Annotated in this window: 14 protein-coding genes; 7 read left to right on the top strand and 7 right to left on the bottom strand. The window is 67.1% G+C overall.

Features of this window, described 5'->3' with window-relative positions; all coding sequences use genetic code 11:
* Window positions 1–70 precede the first annotated feature (70 nt).
* The 5 genes from DVT68_RS04525 to DVT68_RS04505 are packed head-to-tail and all read right to left on the bottom strand — an operon-like array spanning window position 71 to window position 5132.
* The gene (locus tag DVT68_RS04525) at window positions 71–877 is read right to left on the bottom strand and encodes a MipA/OmpV family protein (RefSeq protein ID WP_114823822.1); all 807 of its coding nucleotides are present in this window, start codon (window positions 875–877) and stop codon (window positions 71–73) included.
* A gap of 11 nt (window positions 878–888) precedes the next feature.
* Complete coding sequence (locus DVT68_RS04520) at window positions 889–1824, bottom strand: HlyD family efflux transporter periplasmic adaptor subunit (protein ID WP_114823821.1); 936 nt, start codon at window positions 1822–1824, stop codon at window positions 889–891.
* The gene (locus tag DVT68_RS04515) at window positions 1821–2579 is read right to left on the bottom strand and encodes an ABC transporter ATP-binding protein (protein WP_114823820.1); all 759 of its coding nucleotides are present in this window, start codon (window positions 2577–2579) and stop codon (window positions 1821–1823) included. Before DVT68_RS04515 ends, DVT68_RS04520 begins: the two co-directional genes overlap by 4 nt.
* Window positions 2580–2583: 4 nt before the next feature.
* Entirely contained in the window at window positions 2584–3717 is a 1134-nt protein-coding gene (locus DVT68_RS04510) for an ABC transporter permease (RefSeq protein WP_114823819.1), read from the bottom strand.
* On the bottom strand, window positions 3717–5132 hold the full coding sequence (locus DVT68_RS04505) for a TolC family protein (protein ID WP_233523340.1): 1416 nt from the start codon (window positions 5130–5132) through the stop codon (window positions 3717–3719). The genes DVT68_RS04510 and DVT68_RS04505 overlap by 1 nt, the downstream gene beginning before the upstream one ends.
* A 249-nt stretch (window positions 5133–5381) precedes the next feature.
* Between DVT68_RS04505 and DVT68_RS04500 the strand changes: the two genes are divergently transcribed.
* Both DVT68_RS04500 and DVT68_RS04495 read left to right on the top strand, forming a co-directional pair.
* On the top strand, window positions 5382–6086 hold the full coding sequence (locus DVT68_RS04500) for an MtnX-like HAD-IB family phosphatase (RefSeq protein ID WP_114823817.1): 705 nt from the start codon (window positions 5382–5384) through the stop codon (window positions 6084–6086).
* A gap of 57 nt (window positions 6087–6143) precedes the next feature.
* Window positions 6144–7550 (top strand): aspartate aminotransferase family protein, encoded by a 1407-nt coding sequence (locus DVT68_RS04495; RefSeq protein ID WP_114823816.1) that lies wholly within the window; start codon window positions 6144–6146, stop codon window positions 7548–7550.
* A 1599-nt stretch (window positions 7551–9149) separates the two neighbouring features.
* Here DVT68_RS04495 and DVT68_RS04490 read toward each other — a convergent pair.
* Both DVT68_RS04490 and DVT68_RS04485 read right to left on the bottom strand, forming a co-directional pair.
* Window positions 9150–10616, bottom strand: a complete 1467-nt coding sequence (locus DVT68_RS04490) for a sensor histidine kinase (RefSeq protein ID WP_114823815.1) — start codon at window positions 10614–10616, stop codon at window positions 9150–9152.
* Entirely contained in the window at window positions 10613–11302 is a 690-nt protein-coding gene (locus tag DVT68_RS04485; protein WP_114823814.1) for a response regulator, read from the bottom strand. The genes DVT68_RS04490 and DVT68_RS04485 overlap by 4 nt, the downstream gene beginning before the upstream one ends.
* Before the next feature lie 229 nt (window positions 11303–11531).
* Between DVT68_RS04485 and DVT68_RS04480 the strand changes: the two genes are divergently transcribed.
* The 5 genes from DVT68_RS04480 to DVT68_RS04460 are packed head-to-tail and all read left to right on the top strand — an operon-like array spanning window position 11532 to window position 16196.
* The gene (locus DVT68_RS04480) at window positions 11532–12191 is read left to right on the top strand and encodes a PepSY-associated TM helix domain-containing protein (RefSeq protein WP_114823813.1); all 660 of its coding nucleotides are present in this window, start codon (window positions 11532–11534) and stop codon (window positions 12189–12191) included.
* Between the two features lie 20 nt (window positions 12192–12211).
* Window positions 12212–12727 (top strand): DUF2271 domain-containing protein, encoded by a 516-nt coding sequence (locus tag DVT68_RS04475; RefSeq protein WP_114823812.1) that lies wholly within the window; start codon window positions 12212–12214, stop codon window positions 12725–12727.
* A 17-nt stretch (window positions 12728–12744) separates the two neighbouring features.
* Window positions 12745–13557, top strand: a complete 813-nt coding sequence (locus DVT68_RS04470) for a DUF4198 domain-containing protein (protein ID WP_199535954.1) — start codon at window positions 12745–12747, stop codon at window positions 13555–13557.
* A gap of 18 nt (window positions 13558–13575) precedes the next feature.
* Window positions 13576–14565: an FAD:protein FMN transferase gene (locus tag DVT68_RS04465; protein WP_199535953.1), complete on the top strand. Its 990-nt coding sequence runs from the start codon at window positions 13576–13578 to the stop codon at window positions 14563–14565.
* Window positions 14562–16196: a flavodoxin domain-containing protein gene (locus DVT68_RS04460; protein ID WP_114823811.1), complete on the top strand. Its 1635-nt coding sequence runs from the start codon at window positions 14562–14564 to the stop codon at window positions 16194–16196. The genes DVT68_RS04465 and DVT68_RS04460 overlap by 4 nt, the downstream gene beginning before the upstream one ends.
* Window positions 16197–16271: the final 75 nt, after the last annotated feature.

Here is a 16271-nt window from a genome sequence, read left to right as displayed (position 1 = left end):
GAAGTGAGTGGAGAGAAGTGAGCGGCGCCTGCTTTCTCTCACTTCTCACTTCTCTTCACTCACTCCTGCTCTAAAACCGGTAGACGAACGCCAGCGTCGTCGTCACCTGATTCGCCGAACCGAACTGCCGCACCAGTGGGCTGGCCGCGGCGTCGCTCAGCAGGCGAGTGTAGTTGAGCGCGAGGGCGAAGCCGGTGTGCAGGCTGGTGGGCATATAGGCGTCGTATTCCAGCTCGATCTGCTGGCTGCCGCCGCCAGGTGACCACGGCGCCACGCCGAGCTTGGAGGCCTGTTCCGGGGTCACCTGGAAGAAGCGCCGCATGGCGGCCCCGTTCATCGCCTGCCACTGCAGCTGCAGGCCATGGTTGAGGTAGCCGATCGCGGGCAGGTCGTAGTCGCCGTACACATTGAGGTAGGCGCCCGCGCCCGAGGTGTCGTGGCTCAGCGTTGCGCCTACGCTGAATTGCACGGTGGCCTGGTATTCCAGATAGCCGCCGGCGTTGAGGCGCGGCGACAGCGGGTCGATGATGCCCTCCAGCTTCGGCCCCAGCTCATCGGTGTCCCGGCCCCACATGTAGTTGCCGTAGAAGCCGCCGCGCCACTGACCGCTATGGATGAAGTCGACAGTGAGGCCGTCGAGCGTGGACAGCGTGATGTGCCACGGCAGCTCGGCCTGGACGTATGGCACCGGCTGGTTGCGATGATCCTTTGAACCCAACCAGGCAGGCATGCGCTCAACGCCTGCGCCGAGAAGGGTGGTGGGGCCTTCGGTGGCGTCGTCCGCGCAAGCGCCACTCGCCGTGGCGAGGGCCAGCACCGCCAGGGCGATGCGCAGGAACGGCGCCAGTAGCGTCGTGGACGAGGGACGGTGGACCATGCCGCCGCCGCTCAGTGGCCCGGCTTCGCGCTGGCGCTGTTGTTCGCAGTGAACTGCACGATGACGCGCTGCCCAATGCGCAGCGAGGGCGGCGGCGGCTCGTCGAACGCCAGCACGCATTCCACCGTGCGGGTGTTGGCGCGGATGAGGGGATCCTCTTCCAGCGCGCTGGGGCCGAACACCGTGCCGATGCGCTGCACGTGCGCGCTCAGTGTTGGCGCGCCGCTGCCGCTGTCGTCGACGACTTGCGCATGCATGCCTTCGTGCACGGCGGCCACGAACGATTCGTTGAGCTCGGCGCGGACGATGCGCGCGCCTTCCGGCAGCAGCACGAAGGCGGGGCCGCCTTGCGGCGACACGCCGGCGCCCGGCTGGATGTCACGCTCCACCACTTGGGCGTCGATCGGCGCCAGGAGAGTCCGTTGGGACAGTTCGTAGCGCGCCGCATCGAGCTTCTGCGTCGCGATGGCGCCGGCGGCGCGCGCGCTGTCCAGTTCGCCCTGCAACTGGTGGGCCGCCTCGCGCGCCTCGTCGGCGCTGAGGCCGTCGCCTGCGCCGGCGGCGGCCGCGGCCGCGAGGCGGTCGGCGCGATCGTTGGCCGACTTCAGTCGTACCTCGAGCAGCCGGGCCTGCGCCTCGGCCTGCTTCTGCTCGGCTTCGGCGGCATTGACGGCGAGCTGGGCCGGCTTGGTATCGAGCACGGCCAGCACCTGGCCCTTATGTACGTGGTCCCCTTCGTGCACCCTGATTTCGGCGACCACGCCTTCGCGGGGCATGCTGAGCTTGAGCATGCCGCCTTCGACATCGATACGGCCGCGCGCCACTGCGGCAAACGCCGGAGCCGCCGCCTGCGCGCTGGTCCTGCCGCTGTCCTCGTGCGAGCACGCCGCCAACAGCGACGTGGCGACGGCCAGGGCAAGCAGCGAGTAGAGGGGGCGCAGGGTCATGCTTGGGGTTCCTCGATGCCGGACGCCGGCGTCGATGTAGGGGAGGGCACACGGTCGCTAAGGATACGTCCATCCTCCATCGCCAGCACGCGATCAGCGTGACCGACCAGGCGCGGATCATGGCTGACACACAGCACCGTGGTGCCATGGTTGCGGGCGATGCGGTGCAGGATGTCGATCACGATCTGGCCATTGGCGGCATCCAGCGCGCTGGTGGGTTCGTCGGCGAACAGCAAGTCCGGCCGCTTGGCGAGGGCGCGGGCGATCGCCACGCGCTGCTTTTCGCCACCGGAGAGTTCGGATGGACGCAGGGTCATGCGCGGGCCGAGGCCTACCTCCTCGAGCGAGGCCATGGCGCGCCGGCGCGCCTCGGCGGGCGCAAGGCCCAGGTAGCTCAGCGGCAGTTCGACCTGCTCGCGGGCGTTGAGCGCGGGGAACAGGTTGAAGCCCTGGAACACGAAACCAGTATGCAGCAGGCGGAAGCGCTCCAGCGCGCGCAGGTCGAGCTCGCCCAGATCCTCGCCCAGCGCGATGACCTGGCCGCCGTCAGGGCGCTGCAATCCGCTGAGGATCGCCAGCAGCGTGCTCTTGCCGCAACCGGAAGGGCCGGAGATCAGGGTCAGCTCGCCCGCGCGGATGTCCAGCGTGAGGTCATGCAGGACCGTGCTCTGCACCTTGCCCGAGGCGAAGGACTTGCTGACGCCGCGCGCCTGCAGCGAGATCGGGGTGGCGATCTGTGGCATCGGTTCGCTCATCGCGTTACCTCAGCAACGTCGCGGGATCGGCGCGGTGCAGGCTGCGCATGGCGGCCAGGCCCGACACGATCGCCAGCCCCATGCCCAGCACGAGGCAGGCCACTGCGGTCAGCGGGTCGAGCGCCACCGGAACGTTGCGACTATGCGCGAACACCAGGGCGATGCCGCCCAGTATGGTGCTGCCGGCAAGTCCTATCGCGCCGACCCAGAACGCCTGCTCCATCACCACCTTGCGCAAGGCGCCGACGCCGACTCCGAGTGCGTTGAGCGTGGCGTACTCGCGTACCGATCCCACCACCGCCGCCACCAGCGTCTGGCTGGTGATCACGGCGCCGACGAGGAACACGATGCCGGCGAGGAACAGCACGCCCGCGCCGGCGCCGGTGTCGAACATCCAGTACAGCTGCGAGCGGCGCGCGAAATCCTCGGCGGTCCACACGTCGTAGTTGCCAAAGGCGCGGTTGCCGCGCAAGCGCTCGGCTACCCCAGGCGCATTGGACGGATCGCGCACCTTGGCGACGAAATAGGTCATGCGGTTGACGTTGGACGGGTCGGTGTCCAGCGACGCCGCGGTCGCCAGCGAGGCCACCACGTTGACGCCGCCCAGCGCACGCAGGCCACTGCTGACGCCGACGACGCGCACGCGATGGCCGTTGATCACCGCGGTGTCGCCCACGCCGACGCCCAGGCTGCTCAAGTCGGCGCGATCGACGATCACCGCGTCCGGCTCGTTGAGTCGGGCGCGCAGGTCCAGCGGCAGCGCGCGCGAGAACATCATGCCGTCGGGCCGGGCGTTGATGCCGGAGACGAAGACCGATACGCCGCCGGTGTCGTTGGGGCCGCGCCAGTCGGCATCGACCCAGCGGAACGGTTCGACGGCGGTCACGTCCGGGTCCATGCGAAGTCGCATTTCCACGCCGGCGTCGATCGAGCGGCCGAGGTTGACGCTCTGCGTGCCGGGATAACCGGCCCAGAGGTCCGCCGATGAGCCGGTGATGTACACGCTGGCGCTGCCGAAGATGCCCAGCACCAGCGCCGCCTGCAGCAACTGCAACAGACCGGAGAAGCCGACCGCCAGGATGGCGGGCAGGAAGCGGCGCCACTCGTAGACGAGGGTCTTGCGAGCCAGGGCGACCATCAGTCGTCGCTCCGCGGCAGCGGCGGGTTCGGCATCGGGGCGCCACCCAGGGCCTTGTACAGGGCCACATAGGCCAGGTCGCGCGCAGCAACCGCGCCCACCAGGTCCAGCTCGGCGCGATGGCCTTCGATGAGGCCCTCCTGGATGTCCAGGTTGCTGCCCAGGTTGAGCTCGGCGCGCTTGCGCAGTGCGGTCACGCTGGTCTGCAGCGAGTCCGATGCCTGCTGTGAGGCTTCTTCGCGGCCACGCAGCTGTTCGAGGTCACCCATCGCCGTCTCCGCCTCGGCTACGCCCTGCAGCACGGCCTGGCGATAGGCATACACGGCGGCGCGCAGCTCATGGTCTTTGGCATGCGCGGCGGCGACGCGCTGGCCCCAGTCGAACAGCGGGACGTCGATCACAGGGCCATAGGAAAAAATTGCCTCACCGGTATGCACGCGGTAGTTGGACGCGATATTGGCCGACCACTGGATCGAGGCGCCGAGGCCGATATGCGGATAGATCTCAGCGCGGCTCATGCCCAGTTCACCGGCGGCGCGCAGCACGTCTGCCTCGGCGCTGGCGATCTCCGGACGTGCGCGCAGCATGTCGGCCGGGGCAGTGGTGAGTTTCCAGTCACCCAGGTGCGGCTGGGCGCCCGGCTGCAACCACTCGGGGTCCGGCTCGGGTTGGCCGAGCAGTACCGCGAGCTGCTGGACGCTGCTGTTGATGGTCTGCTGCGGCTCGGTGAGGGCCGCCTGCGCGTGCAGCAGTTCGGCCTGGCTGCGGGCCACGTCGGAGGGCGCGACCAGTCGGAGCTGTTCGCGCACCTTCAGCAGGCGCAGCTTCTCCTGTTGGGCATCGACGATGGCGGAGAGCAGGCGGGCCTGCTGCTGTGCCGAGCGCAATTCGATCCAGCGGCGGCTGACTTCGGCCACCAGCGATACCTGAGCGCCCCGCAGGGCGGCGTCGGCGCCATCAAGCTGTCCCTGGGAGATGCGCTTGGCGCTCTGCCAGGCGCCGAACAGGGGGAGCTCCCACAACGCGTCGAAACCCACCACGAAGTACGAAGCCGTGGTGTCCGGGTCGATCACATCGTTGGTGCGCCCGTGCAGCGAGGGCAGGTAGGGGTCACGGGCGTGGCGGTTGAGCAGGCGGGCGGCGCGCATGCGCTCGGCGGCCTGAGCCACGTCAAGGTTGGATTGCAGGGCCCGGTCGATCAGCGCATCCAGCTCCGGGTCACCCAGCGCCTGCCACCAGCCGTGCAGGTCGGCACTGGGCGGCGCGACACCGGCCGGCGCATTGCGCCAGGTCTCGGGAACAGACGGTTTGAGCTCGGGCAATGGCGCCACCGAGCAGCCCCCCAGCACCACCAGGGCCCAGACAAGCAGGGCGCTGGCAAGCGGGAGACGATGCCGGACGGGTACAGCTTCCATGTTCGACAGATCCGGGTGATTTCGACGCTGAAGCACGAATTTCCTGAACGTTCAGGCGACAAGTCGGGTGGGCTCGTCACTGGCGCAGCGCCAACAAGTGCCCAAGCATAGCCGACCTGACCTTCGTCAGGCTTATGAAAGTCTTACCAGTTGGATAGACCAGCCCGCGCAGTATCTTTCGGAAAGAAAGGGGGCCGAAAGGGGTGCGTACCTATCGTGTCGCCATACTGCAATGCGGAGCTTCACCTTGTGACTGGCTGGACCATTCTCTGCGATTTCGACGGCACCATCTCCGTCGAGGACGTGATCGACTCGCTGCTCGACCGTTTTGGCCGCCCTGGCTGGGAAACCCTGGAGCAGGACTGGCGCGCCGGCCGCATTGGCTCGCGCGAGTGCATGACCGGGCAGGTGAGCCTGCTCGACATGAACCACGATGAGCTGGACAAGCACCTGTCCTCCCTGTGGATCGACCACGCCTTCCCGGCGTTCGTGAAGCAGGCGCGCGACCTCGATACGCCGATCCGCATCGTCAGCGACGGTCTGGACTACGCGATCAAGAAGATCCTGGCGCGCTACGGCCTGGACGACCTGCCGCTGGCCGCCAATCACCTGGCGCCCGCCACGCCGCCGCAGAAGTGGCAGCTCACCTCGCCGTTCCAGGCTGACGGCTGCCGCAGCGGCACCTGCAAGTGCGCCGTGGCCGCCCAGGCCAGCAAGAACGGCGCTAAGACCCTGCTGATCGGCGATGGCGCGTCCGACTTCTGCGCCGCCGACCGCGTCGATTTCGTGTTCGCCAAGCACCGCCTGATTGAGCATTGCCGCGCCGCCGGCATCCCCTATGTGCCGATCACCGGCTTCGAGGATGCGCTGGAACTGTTGCCGCGCCTGCTCGATGGCAGCCTGCTGGCCGAACATGCGCCGGCTGCCCCTGCGCTGGCGGTTGCTTCGCTCTGATTCCCTCTGGGCGGGCGTTGCCCGCTCTTCCCCATTTGATCGTTTCCGGATTTACCAATGAACGCTTACGACAAGAACGCTGGCGTCGTGATTCCCGACGCGCAGCTGCTGGCCGATGAGGCCGAGTGGAGCTCGTTCGGCGATACCGTGCACTACGTCGACCCGCCGAAGATCTTCCGCCACGGCGAAGGCAGCTGGATGTACGACACGGCCGAGACGCCGTTCCTCGACCTGCAGATGTGGTATTCGGCCGTCAACTTCGGCTACGGCAACAAGCGCCTGAACGACACGCTCAAGCGCCAGATCGACGTGCTGCCGCAGGTCGCCAGCCAGTACCTGCACCAGACCCGCATCGAGCTGGCCAAGACCATCGCGGTCGACGCGCAGGAGAAGTTCGGCCTGAAGGGCCGCGTGCACTTCAACGTCGGCGGCGCGCAGGCGGTCGAAGACTCGCTGAAGCTGGTGCGCAACTTCAAGAACGGCAAGAGCCTGATGTTCGCCTTCGAGGGCGGCTACCACGGCCGTACGCTGGGCGCTTCGTCGATCACCTCCAGCTACCGCTACCGTCGTCGCTTCGGCCACTTCGGCGAGCGCGCGATGTTCATCCCGTTCCCGTATCCGTTCCGTCGCCCGAAGGGCATGACGCCGGAAGAGTATTCGGACGCCTGCGTGCGCCAGTTCGCCCGCCTGTTCGAAACCGAATACAACGGCGTGTGGGATCCCAAGGTCAATCAGGCTGAATACGCCGCGTTCTACGTCGAGCCGATCCAGGGCACGGGCGGCTACGTCATCCCGCCGAAGAACTTCTTCAAGGATCTGAAGAAGGTGCTGGACCAGTACGGCATCCTGATGGTCGTCGACGAAATCCAGATGGGCTTCTGGCGTACCGGCAAGCTGTGGTCGATCGAGCACTTCGGCGTGACGCCGGACGCGATCGTGTTCGGCAAGGCGCTGACCAACGGCCTGAACCCGCTGTCCGGCCTGTGGGCGCGCGAAGAGATGATCAACCCGACCATCTTCCCGCCGGGCTCCACCCACTCGACCTTCAACTCCAACCCGCTGGGCACCTCGCTGGGTCTGGAAGTGATCAAGATGGGCTACGAGCTGGACTACGAGACCAACGTGGCGAAGAAGGGCGCCCACTTCCTCGACGGCCTCAAGGACCTGCAGAAGCGTCACAAGGAAATTGGCGACGTCGACGGCCTCGGCCTCGCGCTGCGCGCCGAGATCTGCACCGACGACGGCTTCACGCCGAACAAGGCGCTGCTCGACAAGATGGTCGACATCGGCCTCGCCGGCGACCTCGAGCACAACGGCAAGAAGATCGGCCTCGTGCTCGACGTGGGCGGTTGGTACAAGAACGTGATCACCTTCGCGCCGTCGCTCGACATCACGCACGAAGAGATTGACCTGGCCATCGCGCTGCTCGACCAGCTGCTGACCAAGGCCAAGAAGGCGATGTAATTGAACGCCGCGGGGTGCAAGTCCCGCGGCGTTTTCTTTGTTGATGGTTTGTCTCAAGTAGTTCCCATGCAGGGGATGTGTGACGACGGCGACGCGTTTGCGTCGCCGTTTTTTTGTGGGTGGAAGGTGGGGCTGGTTGTGCGTGCTTCTTTGCTCGCCATCCGGGTGGGGTGAGTTTCTGTAGCTGAAGGCTGGTTGAGGGGCGCGGCGCGCGGAGTGCCTGTCGCGTGTGCACCGAGGGGCGTGTTTGCCTGACGCTGCAACACCCGTCATCCCAGCGAAAGCTGGGATCCAGTGACTTTGGCTCTTTGCTTCTTCTGAGGCCTTCCCGCCAGCTTGCCGCCTACGCGGCGGGCGTTTCGATCGTCTGCCGACGCTCGAGTCACTTTTCTTTTGCTGGCCCAAAAGAAAAGTAACCCAAAGAAAATGGCCTGAAAGGCTCGTAGCGATATGTGGAATACAAGCCCGGGCGACTGCGGCCAGCCGGATCGGCTTCGTGCTACCTCGGGGACAGCTGCTACCCGGCAACGCGCCGTGGCGGAGAGGGTGCGCAGCACTGCATGGCATACGAGCGCTGATGACTGAGGCAAGCCGAATTCGTCGCGTGCTACCTCGCGGATAGCGGCTACACCGCGGGGCGGCGTCGTACTGAGGACTTAAAGCACTGTTCCCCCTGCGTCATCTCTCTCTTCGCAGTGCTCTTCGATCCCTCTCACCTCTGGGCGCCACGAAGTTAGTTCCCGTGGGAAAGAGGGTTGGGGCATTGCCACCTTTACGAGGGTGAGGAGCCATTCCCGCGACCAGCACTCCTGATGCAATGGTGCGTGGTCAGCGCATGAGGCCTTTGAGTCAGAACCACACTCCACGCTTTAAGTCCTCTCCGCAAGGGCGCCCCGCGGTGTAGCCGCTGTCCAAGAGGTAGCAAGGTGGCGATCAGAGTGGCTCCACTAGTCAGCGCTCGTATGTCGCGCATTGCTGCGCCCCCTCTTCGCTACGGCGCGTTGCGGTGTAGCCGCGGTCCTTGAGGTTGCACGTCACCGATCCGGCTGACTCCAGTTCACCAGGGTTGTCCCCACATATCGCTACGAGCCTTTGAGGCCATTTCTTTGGGTTACTTTTCTTTGGGCCAGCAAAGAAAAGTGACTCGAGCGCCGGCAGGCGATCGAAACGCCCGCCGCGTAGGCGGCAAACTGGCGGAAACGCGAAACACGGAGCCAAGCGCCAAAGTCACTGGATCCCAGCTTTCGCTGGGATGACGGGTGCCGGAGCGTGACGCAAGGGTGCCTTTCGCAGGCGCTTAGTGTGGGGGCTCCGCGCTTCGCGCCGTCCAGCCTGACCAGCCTCCGGCTGTTGAAATGCGCCTCGCAGGGATGACGAGCTTGAGGGAGTGAGGCAGGAGTGCCCTTCCGGCACCGCTCAAGTGACGCTCCGTGCGCTTGGCGCTTGTCCTGCATGATCTGCCTTCGGCTTTTGACAGACGCCTCGCAGGCACGACGTGCATCGGCGCGGAGGGGCCGGTCAACCCATCACCCAACCATCTCCACAACCAAGGCTAACTTCGGGGCGCCTCGCGCGAAAAGGTGGACGAACAGTCCACCATCACCCCACCACCTTCGACGTGCGCGCCGACGGAAACACAATCTCCACCCGCAGGCCGCCACCGCTGCTGGCGAGGTAGTGGACCTGTGCATGATGGCGCTCGGCGATGCGCTGCACGATGGCGAGGCCCAGGCCGGTGCCTTCCTCGGTGATGCCGGGTACGCGGAAGAAACGTTCGCCGAGTCGTTCGAGAAAGGCGGGCGGCACGCCGGGGCCGTTGTCTTCCACGCTCAGGCACGCTCCGCCAGCGACGACCGACACGCCAGCGGTCACGATGCTGTTGCGGCCGGCGTAGCGCAGGCTGTTGTCGATCAGGTTGTCGAGCAGTTCCTGCAGCGAGATGCGATCGCCGTCGATCCACACGGGGCCGGCCGGACCCTCGTAGCCGAGGTCGACGGATGCCGCGATCGCATCGTGCACGCGCAAGCCGAGCAACTCGGGCACGAGTTGCGCGAGGTCGAGCAGGCAGTGGGTGCTGCTGTCGCCCATGTCGGGTGACTGTGCGCGGGTCAGCGCGAGCAACTGGCTGGAGGTGCGGCTGGCGCGCTGGGTGAGGCGCAGGATGTGCTGAAGCGCGTCATCGACGGTCTCCTTGCTGGGATCGGCCTGGGCACGCTCGACGTGAACGCGCAGGCCGGCCAGCGGCGTCTTCAACTGGTGGGCGGCGTCGGCGATGAAGCGCTCCTGCAGCGCGAGCATGCCGCGCTGGCGGGCGAACAGGCCGTCGATGGTGCGGGTGAGGGGCAGGATCTCCACCGGCACGTCGGCATCGCCGATCGGAGCGAGGTCGTGTTCGCGCGCCGCCAGTCGTGCAGTGAGTGGATCGAGCTGGCGCAGGCCCACGCGCACGCCGTAGAGCACGAGGACGAACACGCTGGCGATCAGGATCGCCTGCGCCGGAATGCTCAGCAGCAGGATCTCCCGCGCCTGCTGGTGGCGGTCGTGGAGGGTCTCGGCCATGGTGACCGTGAGCTGGTCGCTGGGATCGCGCAGGTTGGGGATGCGCACAGTCGCGGCGCGCAGTTCGCGACGCTTCTGGCTCGGCGTGTAGACAAATGTGCTGAAAAGCGCCGGCTCCCCGTCCATGGAGGCGGCCGACAGCGGGGCCGGCTGCAGTTCGGCGCTGCCGGCGAGCAGGCCGTGGCGCTGGCTGGTGACGCTGAAGTAGTTGTGGCCTTCCGGCGCGTATTCGAGCAGGAAGCGCGCCTGCGGCGAAATCTGCCCGCCGAGGTCTTCCTGGCTGAGCATCTGCGCGAGCGTGGTGGCGTCGTCGGCGAGGTCGCGGTCGTGCACGTGGTTGGCGTAGAAGAGCGCGCCGCTGTAGGTCACCAGTCCTTCGATCACCAGCAGCACCATCAGCGGCACCAGCAGCGAGGAGAGCAGGCGCCGCCGCAGGCTGGGACGACCATCCGGCTCGATCAGGCGGTAAAGCCAGGGTTGCGCGGCCTTCGGCGCCGGTTCGCTCATGCGTTGGATTCCTTGCCTTCCTTCACTTCCTCGAGCAGGTAGCCCAGGCCGCGGATGGTGCGCACCTGCGTGCCCGAGTCGACCAGCTTGCGGCGCAGCCGGTAGATGGCGATGTCCAGGCCGTTGTCGGTCAGCTCTTCGTCCCAGCTGCACAGTGCCTCGACGAGTTGCGCGCGACTGGTGACCCGGTCGGGGCGCGCGGCCAGCGCTTCGAGCAGGCCGAATTCGCGCGCGGTGAGTTCCAGCGGCGTGTCGTCGATCCAGGCGCGATGGCCGGGCAGGTCCAGGCGCAGGCGGCCGATGGTCAGCTCCGGCGCGCCCTGCGCGGTGTAGCGACGCAGCAGGGCGCGCACGCGCGCCTCGAACTCGGCCAGCGCGAACGGCTTGACCAGGTAGTCGTCCGCGCCCAGGTCGAGCACGCGCACGCGTTCGCGCAAACCCTCGCGCGCGGTGATCACCAGCACCGGCAGGCCCGTGCCGCGCTTGCGCAGGCGCTGCAGCACGTCGGCGCCATCGAGATTGGGCAGACCCAGATCCAGGATCAGCAGGTCATACGGGGTGTCGCGCAGGGCCGCATCGGCCTTCGCGCCATCGGTGACGCTGTCCACCGCATGGCCGCCCTGGCGCAGCGAGGCGCTCACGCCGGCGGCAATGGAGGGGTCGTCCTCGGCAATCAAGATTCGCATGCAGGTGTCCGGTGGGGGCGCGTGGCCGCGGGGTGTGGCGGCACGGGAGCTGGGATGACGAAATTGCGAGTGATTCTCATTTATGGCAACATGCCAGCTCATGTCAGGGAAGGCCGCCCGAGAAGGCAGCTTAGCGCCCTGGCCGGGTGCTGGGACAGCGTGTGCGCGTCTTCGTTGCAAGGCCGCCCGGCGCTTGGCGCACAGACAGGCTACGCACGGAAGACACGGCATGGAACCAGCGGCGGCGCCGTACCAAAACCAGCGCAGCATCCACCGGGGCGGACCGCAGAGGGCGTTCTGGCTGAAGCAACTGCATCAGTGGCACTGGATCAGCGCGGCGTTGTGCCTGGTGGGCATGCTGCTGTTCGCGCTGACCGGTTTCACCCTCAACCACGCCGGCCAGATCGAGGCGAAGGCCCAAACCATCCACCGCCTTGCGCAGCTGCCGGCGCCGCTCCTGCAGATGGTGGGAGGGGAGGACGAGCGCAAGGGCGTGGCGTTGCCTGCGGTCGTGACGGATTGGTTGAGCGGCGCCATCGACGTCGATGTGGCCGGTCGCACCGGCGACTGGTCGGGCGACGAGATCTACGTGTCGATGCCGCGCCCCGGTGGCGACGCCTGGCTGAGCATCGATCGCGCCACCGGCAAGGTCGAATACGAGCGCAGCACGCGCGGCCTCGTCGCCTATCTCAATGACCTGCACAAGGGCCGACATGCCGGTCCGGCGTGGGGGTGGTTCATCGATGTGTTCGCGTTGGCCTGCGTGGTTTTCTCCGTCACCGGCCTGCTGCTGTTGAAGATGCACGCCGCCAAGCGCGGCGCCACCTGGCCGCTGGTGGCCTTTGGCCTGGTGCTGCCGTTGATCCTGATCCTGATCTTTGTCCATTGACGCCGGAAGCGAAGGAATCCATGCGCCGTCTCACTCTCACTCTTCCCGCGATGCTGCTGGCCGCGCCCGTCGTGGCGGCCGACCTGAATGTCACCGTGCAAATTCCACAACTGGACGTGGCCGAGTATCACCGGCCCTACACCGCGGTGTGGATCGAGCGCGAGGACCATAGCGTGGCCTCGCAGCTGGCCGTGTGGTACGCCCAGAAGGAATCGAAAGAGGGCGCGGGTACGAAATGGCTGCCGGAACTGCGCCAGTGGTGGCGCCGTGGCGGACGCGATCTGCAGATGCCGGTGGATGGCGTATCCGGGGCCACGCGCCCTGCCGGCGAGCAGAAGCTGAGCTTCCATCATGGCAAGGCGCCGCTGGGCCAACTGCCGGCAGGCAAGTACGAACTGGTGGTCGAGGCGGCGCGTGAAGTCGGCGGACGCGAAGTGGTGCGCGTCCCGTTCACCTGGCCCACCAGTACTCCACAGCAGCTGGCTGCCCAGGGCAGCAGCGAACTGGGTTCGATCAAGCTCGAGCTCGCCCCATGAACATGGAGAGTCCCCGCATGTTGAAGCAAACCTTGAAGTGGAGCGCGCTGGCGCTGGCGCTCGTGTTGCCGTTGGCGGCGCAGGCGCACAAATTGTGGCTGCTGCCGTCGGCCACCGATGTATCCGGCGCGGACCCGTGGGTGACCGTGGACGCGGCGGTGTCCAACGACCTGTTCTATCCCGATCACATGCCGGTGGCGCTGGAGCGCGTGGTGGTCACCGCGCCGGACGGCCAGACGGCCAAGGTGGAGAACGCGTCGACCGGCCAGTACCGTAGCGTGTTCGATGTGCATCTCACCCAGTCGGGCACCTACAAGATCGCCGCATTCAATGGCGGGCTGTTCGCCAGCTATGAGCTCAATGGCGAGAAGAAGCGCTGGCGCGGCGAAGCGGCGAACCTGGCCAAGGAGATTCCGGCTGGCGCGAAGAACGTGGAGGTGTCCGAGTCGATCAACCGCGTGGAAACCTTCGTCACCAATGGCAAGCCGAGCGATGCCGCGCTCAAGCCCAGCGGCAAGGGCCTGGAGCTGGCGCCGATCACGCCGTTCACCGACCTCGCAGCGGATGAGCCGGCCACCTTCCAGTTGCTGCTCGATGGCAAGCCGGCGGCCGGCCTCAAGATCACGGCCATCGCCGGCGCCACGCGCTACCGCAACGCGCAGGATGAGCTGGACGTCACCACCGACAAGGACGGCAAGTTCAGCCTGCGCTGGCCGCACGCCGGCATGTACTGGATCAGCGCCAGCACTCAGGACGACAAGGCCAGCGTGAAGCCCGCCAAGCAGCGTCGCCTGTCTTATGCCGCAACGCTGGAAGTGCTGCCGCAGTAAGGCGGGAACCGGGACGGCATGCGCCTGATGAATTCGTCGAGTGACCTCGTGGTGCAGTCCACGCATGGCCACACCATGGGCACCACCTGGTCGGTGCGCGTGGTGTTGCCGCGCGAACTGTCGGTACAGGCCTGGCGCGACGGCATCCAGCGCACGCTGGATCTCGTCGACGGGCAGATGAGCACGTACCAGCCGCAGTCGGCGCTGTCGCGTTTCAACCGGGCGCCGGCCGGCGCCTGGCATGTGTTGCCGGCCGAATGCTTCGAGGTGGTGAGCCATGCCTTGCAGTTGGCGCGCGACAGCGACGGCGCCTACGACCCCACGGTGGGGCCGCTGGTCAACCTGTGGGGTTTCGGGCCTGACGGTTCGCGCGGTGAGCCGCCATCGTCACAGGACATCGCGAACGTACGCGAGCGTGTCGGCTGGTCACGACTGAAGCTCGATGCGGCCACGCGGAGCATCCGCCAACCCGGCGGCGCCTACCTGGATCTGTCGTCCATCGCCAAGGGCTATAGCGTCGACCTGCTGGGGCAGTACCTGGACAGCGTCGGTCTGAACGCATGGCTGGTGGAAGTGGGCGGCGAGCTGAAAGGGAGGGGCTGGAAGCCGGACGGCTCGCCCTGGCGTATTGGCATCGAACGTCCCGGCGCAGCCGCCGGAGCGGTCGAGCGCCAGGAGCAACTCAGTCAGGTGGTGTCGCTCAGCGATCGCGCCATCGCCACGTCGGGCAACTATCGCCGCCACTTCGAAACGGAAGGTGTGCGCTATTCGCATCACATCGATCCGCGCACCGGGCAGCCGTCGCCGCATCGCGTGGTGTCGGTCAGCGTACTGGCGGACCATGCGCTGCACGCCGATCCGCTGGGCACGCTGATGACTGTGCTTGGTCCGGAGCGGGGAATGGCCTACGCGCGATCACGCGATCTGGCCGTGATGTTCCTCCTGCACGGACCGGATGGCCTGGAAGAGCGCTTGTCGCCGGCCTTCGGCGAGGTGCTGGCCTCATGAGCCGCGACGTAGCATCCGACGGCGCGCGTCCCGCGTGGGGCGCTCTCGCGCTGTTGGCGCTGCTGGCCTGCGTCATCGTGGGATTGGGTATCTGGCATCTCGACGCGTCGGTGTGGCGCGCGCCGGGTGCGTCCCGATGGTTTGCTGCAGCCTTCGTACTGTTCTTCTGGCTGGCGCTGGTGGCGGGCACGTCGGGGCGGCGCGAGCGGCACGCCCAAGCGGCATCGAGCGACCTCGCATGGACTGCGGACACGATGCTCATCGCCTTTGCCAGCCAGACCGGCGCCGCCGAGGAGTTGGCCAGGCGCACCGCCGACAGCCTGCAGCAGGCCGGCATGGCCGTGCGGCTGATTGAGCTGGGCGAACTCGACGGCACGCAGTTGGCGCAGGCTCGCCGCGCCTTGTTCCTGGTGAGCACCACCGGCGAGGGTGACGCGCCGGACAGCGCCGCACGTTTCGTGACGCGCCCGATGAACGGGCACGTCGCATTGGGGCAGCTGCAGTTCGGCCTGCTTGCGCTGGGTGATAGCGCCTACGACGACTTCTGCGGCTTTGGTCGCCGCCTGCAGCAGTGGTTGCAGCGCGGTGGCGCCACGACGCTATTCGATCCCGTGGAAGTTGATAACGGCGATCCCGCCGCCTTGCGCCACTGGCAGCATCACCTTTCGCTGCTGTCCGGCGCTACCGACGGGCCCGACTGGGAGCGTCCGGCGTATCAGCGCTGGCGCCTGATCGAACGTCGGCTGCTCAATCCGGACAGCCTCGGCGGCCCGTGTTTCCACCTGGCGTTGCGTCCGCTCGATGGCGAGGCGACCTGGCAGGCTGGCGATCTGGTGGAGATCGGGCCGCGCCACACGGCGGAGGACGTGGCGCGCTGGTTGCAACAAGCGGGATGCAACGGCGAGGTGGTGGTCTCGCATGAGCAGCGCCACGCTTCCCTTGCCGAATGGCTCGCGGGCAGCCACTTGCCTGCGCCGGAAGAAGTCGCCGGCCGCACGCCGCAGGCGATCGTCGCCAGCCTGTCGCCGTTGCCGCATCGCGAGTATTCCATCGCCTCGATTCCCGACGACGGCGCACTGCATCTGCTGGTGCGGCGCATGGAGCGTGACGATGGTTCGTTCGGGCTGGGCTCGGGCTGGCTGACCTTGCACGCCGCCGTCGGGGGCGAGATCGCACTGCGCATCCGCAGCCATCCGGCTTTCCATGCGCCGCGCGATGGGTGCCCGTTGATCCTGATCGGCAACGGCACGGGCCTGGCTGGATTGCGTGCGCTGCTCAAGGCGCGCATCGCGCGAGGCCACGCGCGCAACTGGTTGCTGTTCGGCGAGCGGCAGTCATCCCGCGATTTCCACCACGGCGAGGAAATCTTGGCGTGGCAGCGGCAAGGCATGCTTTCGCGGCTGGACCTGGCCTGGTCGCGCGATGGGCTGGCGTCAGCCTATGTGCAGGACCGTTTGCGCGATGCTGCCGACACCTTGCGGCAGTGGGTGGGCGAGGGCGCGGCCATTTACGTCTGCGGCAGCCTGGCCGGTATGGCCCCTGGTGTGGATGCCGTGCTGCGTGAGACGTTGGGCGATGAGGCCGTCGAGCGCCTGCGTGAGCAAAGGCGCTATCGCCGCGAGGTGTACTGAGGCGCCGGCCCATCCCATCAGAAGCGTGACCTTTGGCCTATAGGAGCGCGCCGCGTCGATGCCGCACGCTGGGCG

The sequence above is a fragment of the Dyella solisilvae genome, assembly GCF_003351225.1.
Lineage (GTDB): Bacteria > Pseudomonadota > Gammaproteobacteria > Xanthomonadales > Rhodanobacteraceae > Dyella > Dyella solisilvae.
The sequence above is the reverse complement of the archived record's forward strand: the minus strand, read 5'-3'. Positions and strand labels throughout refer to the sequence as shown.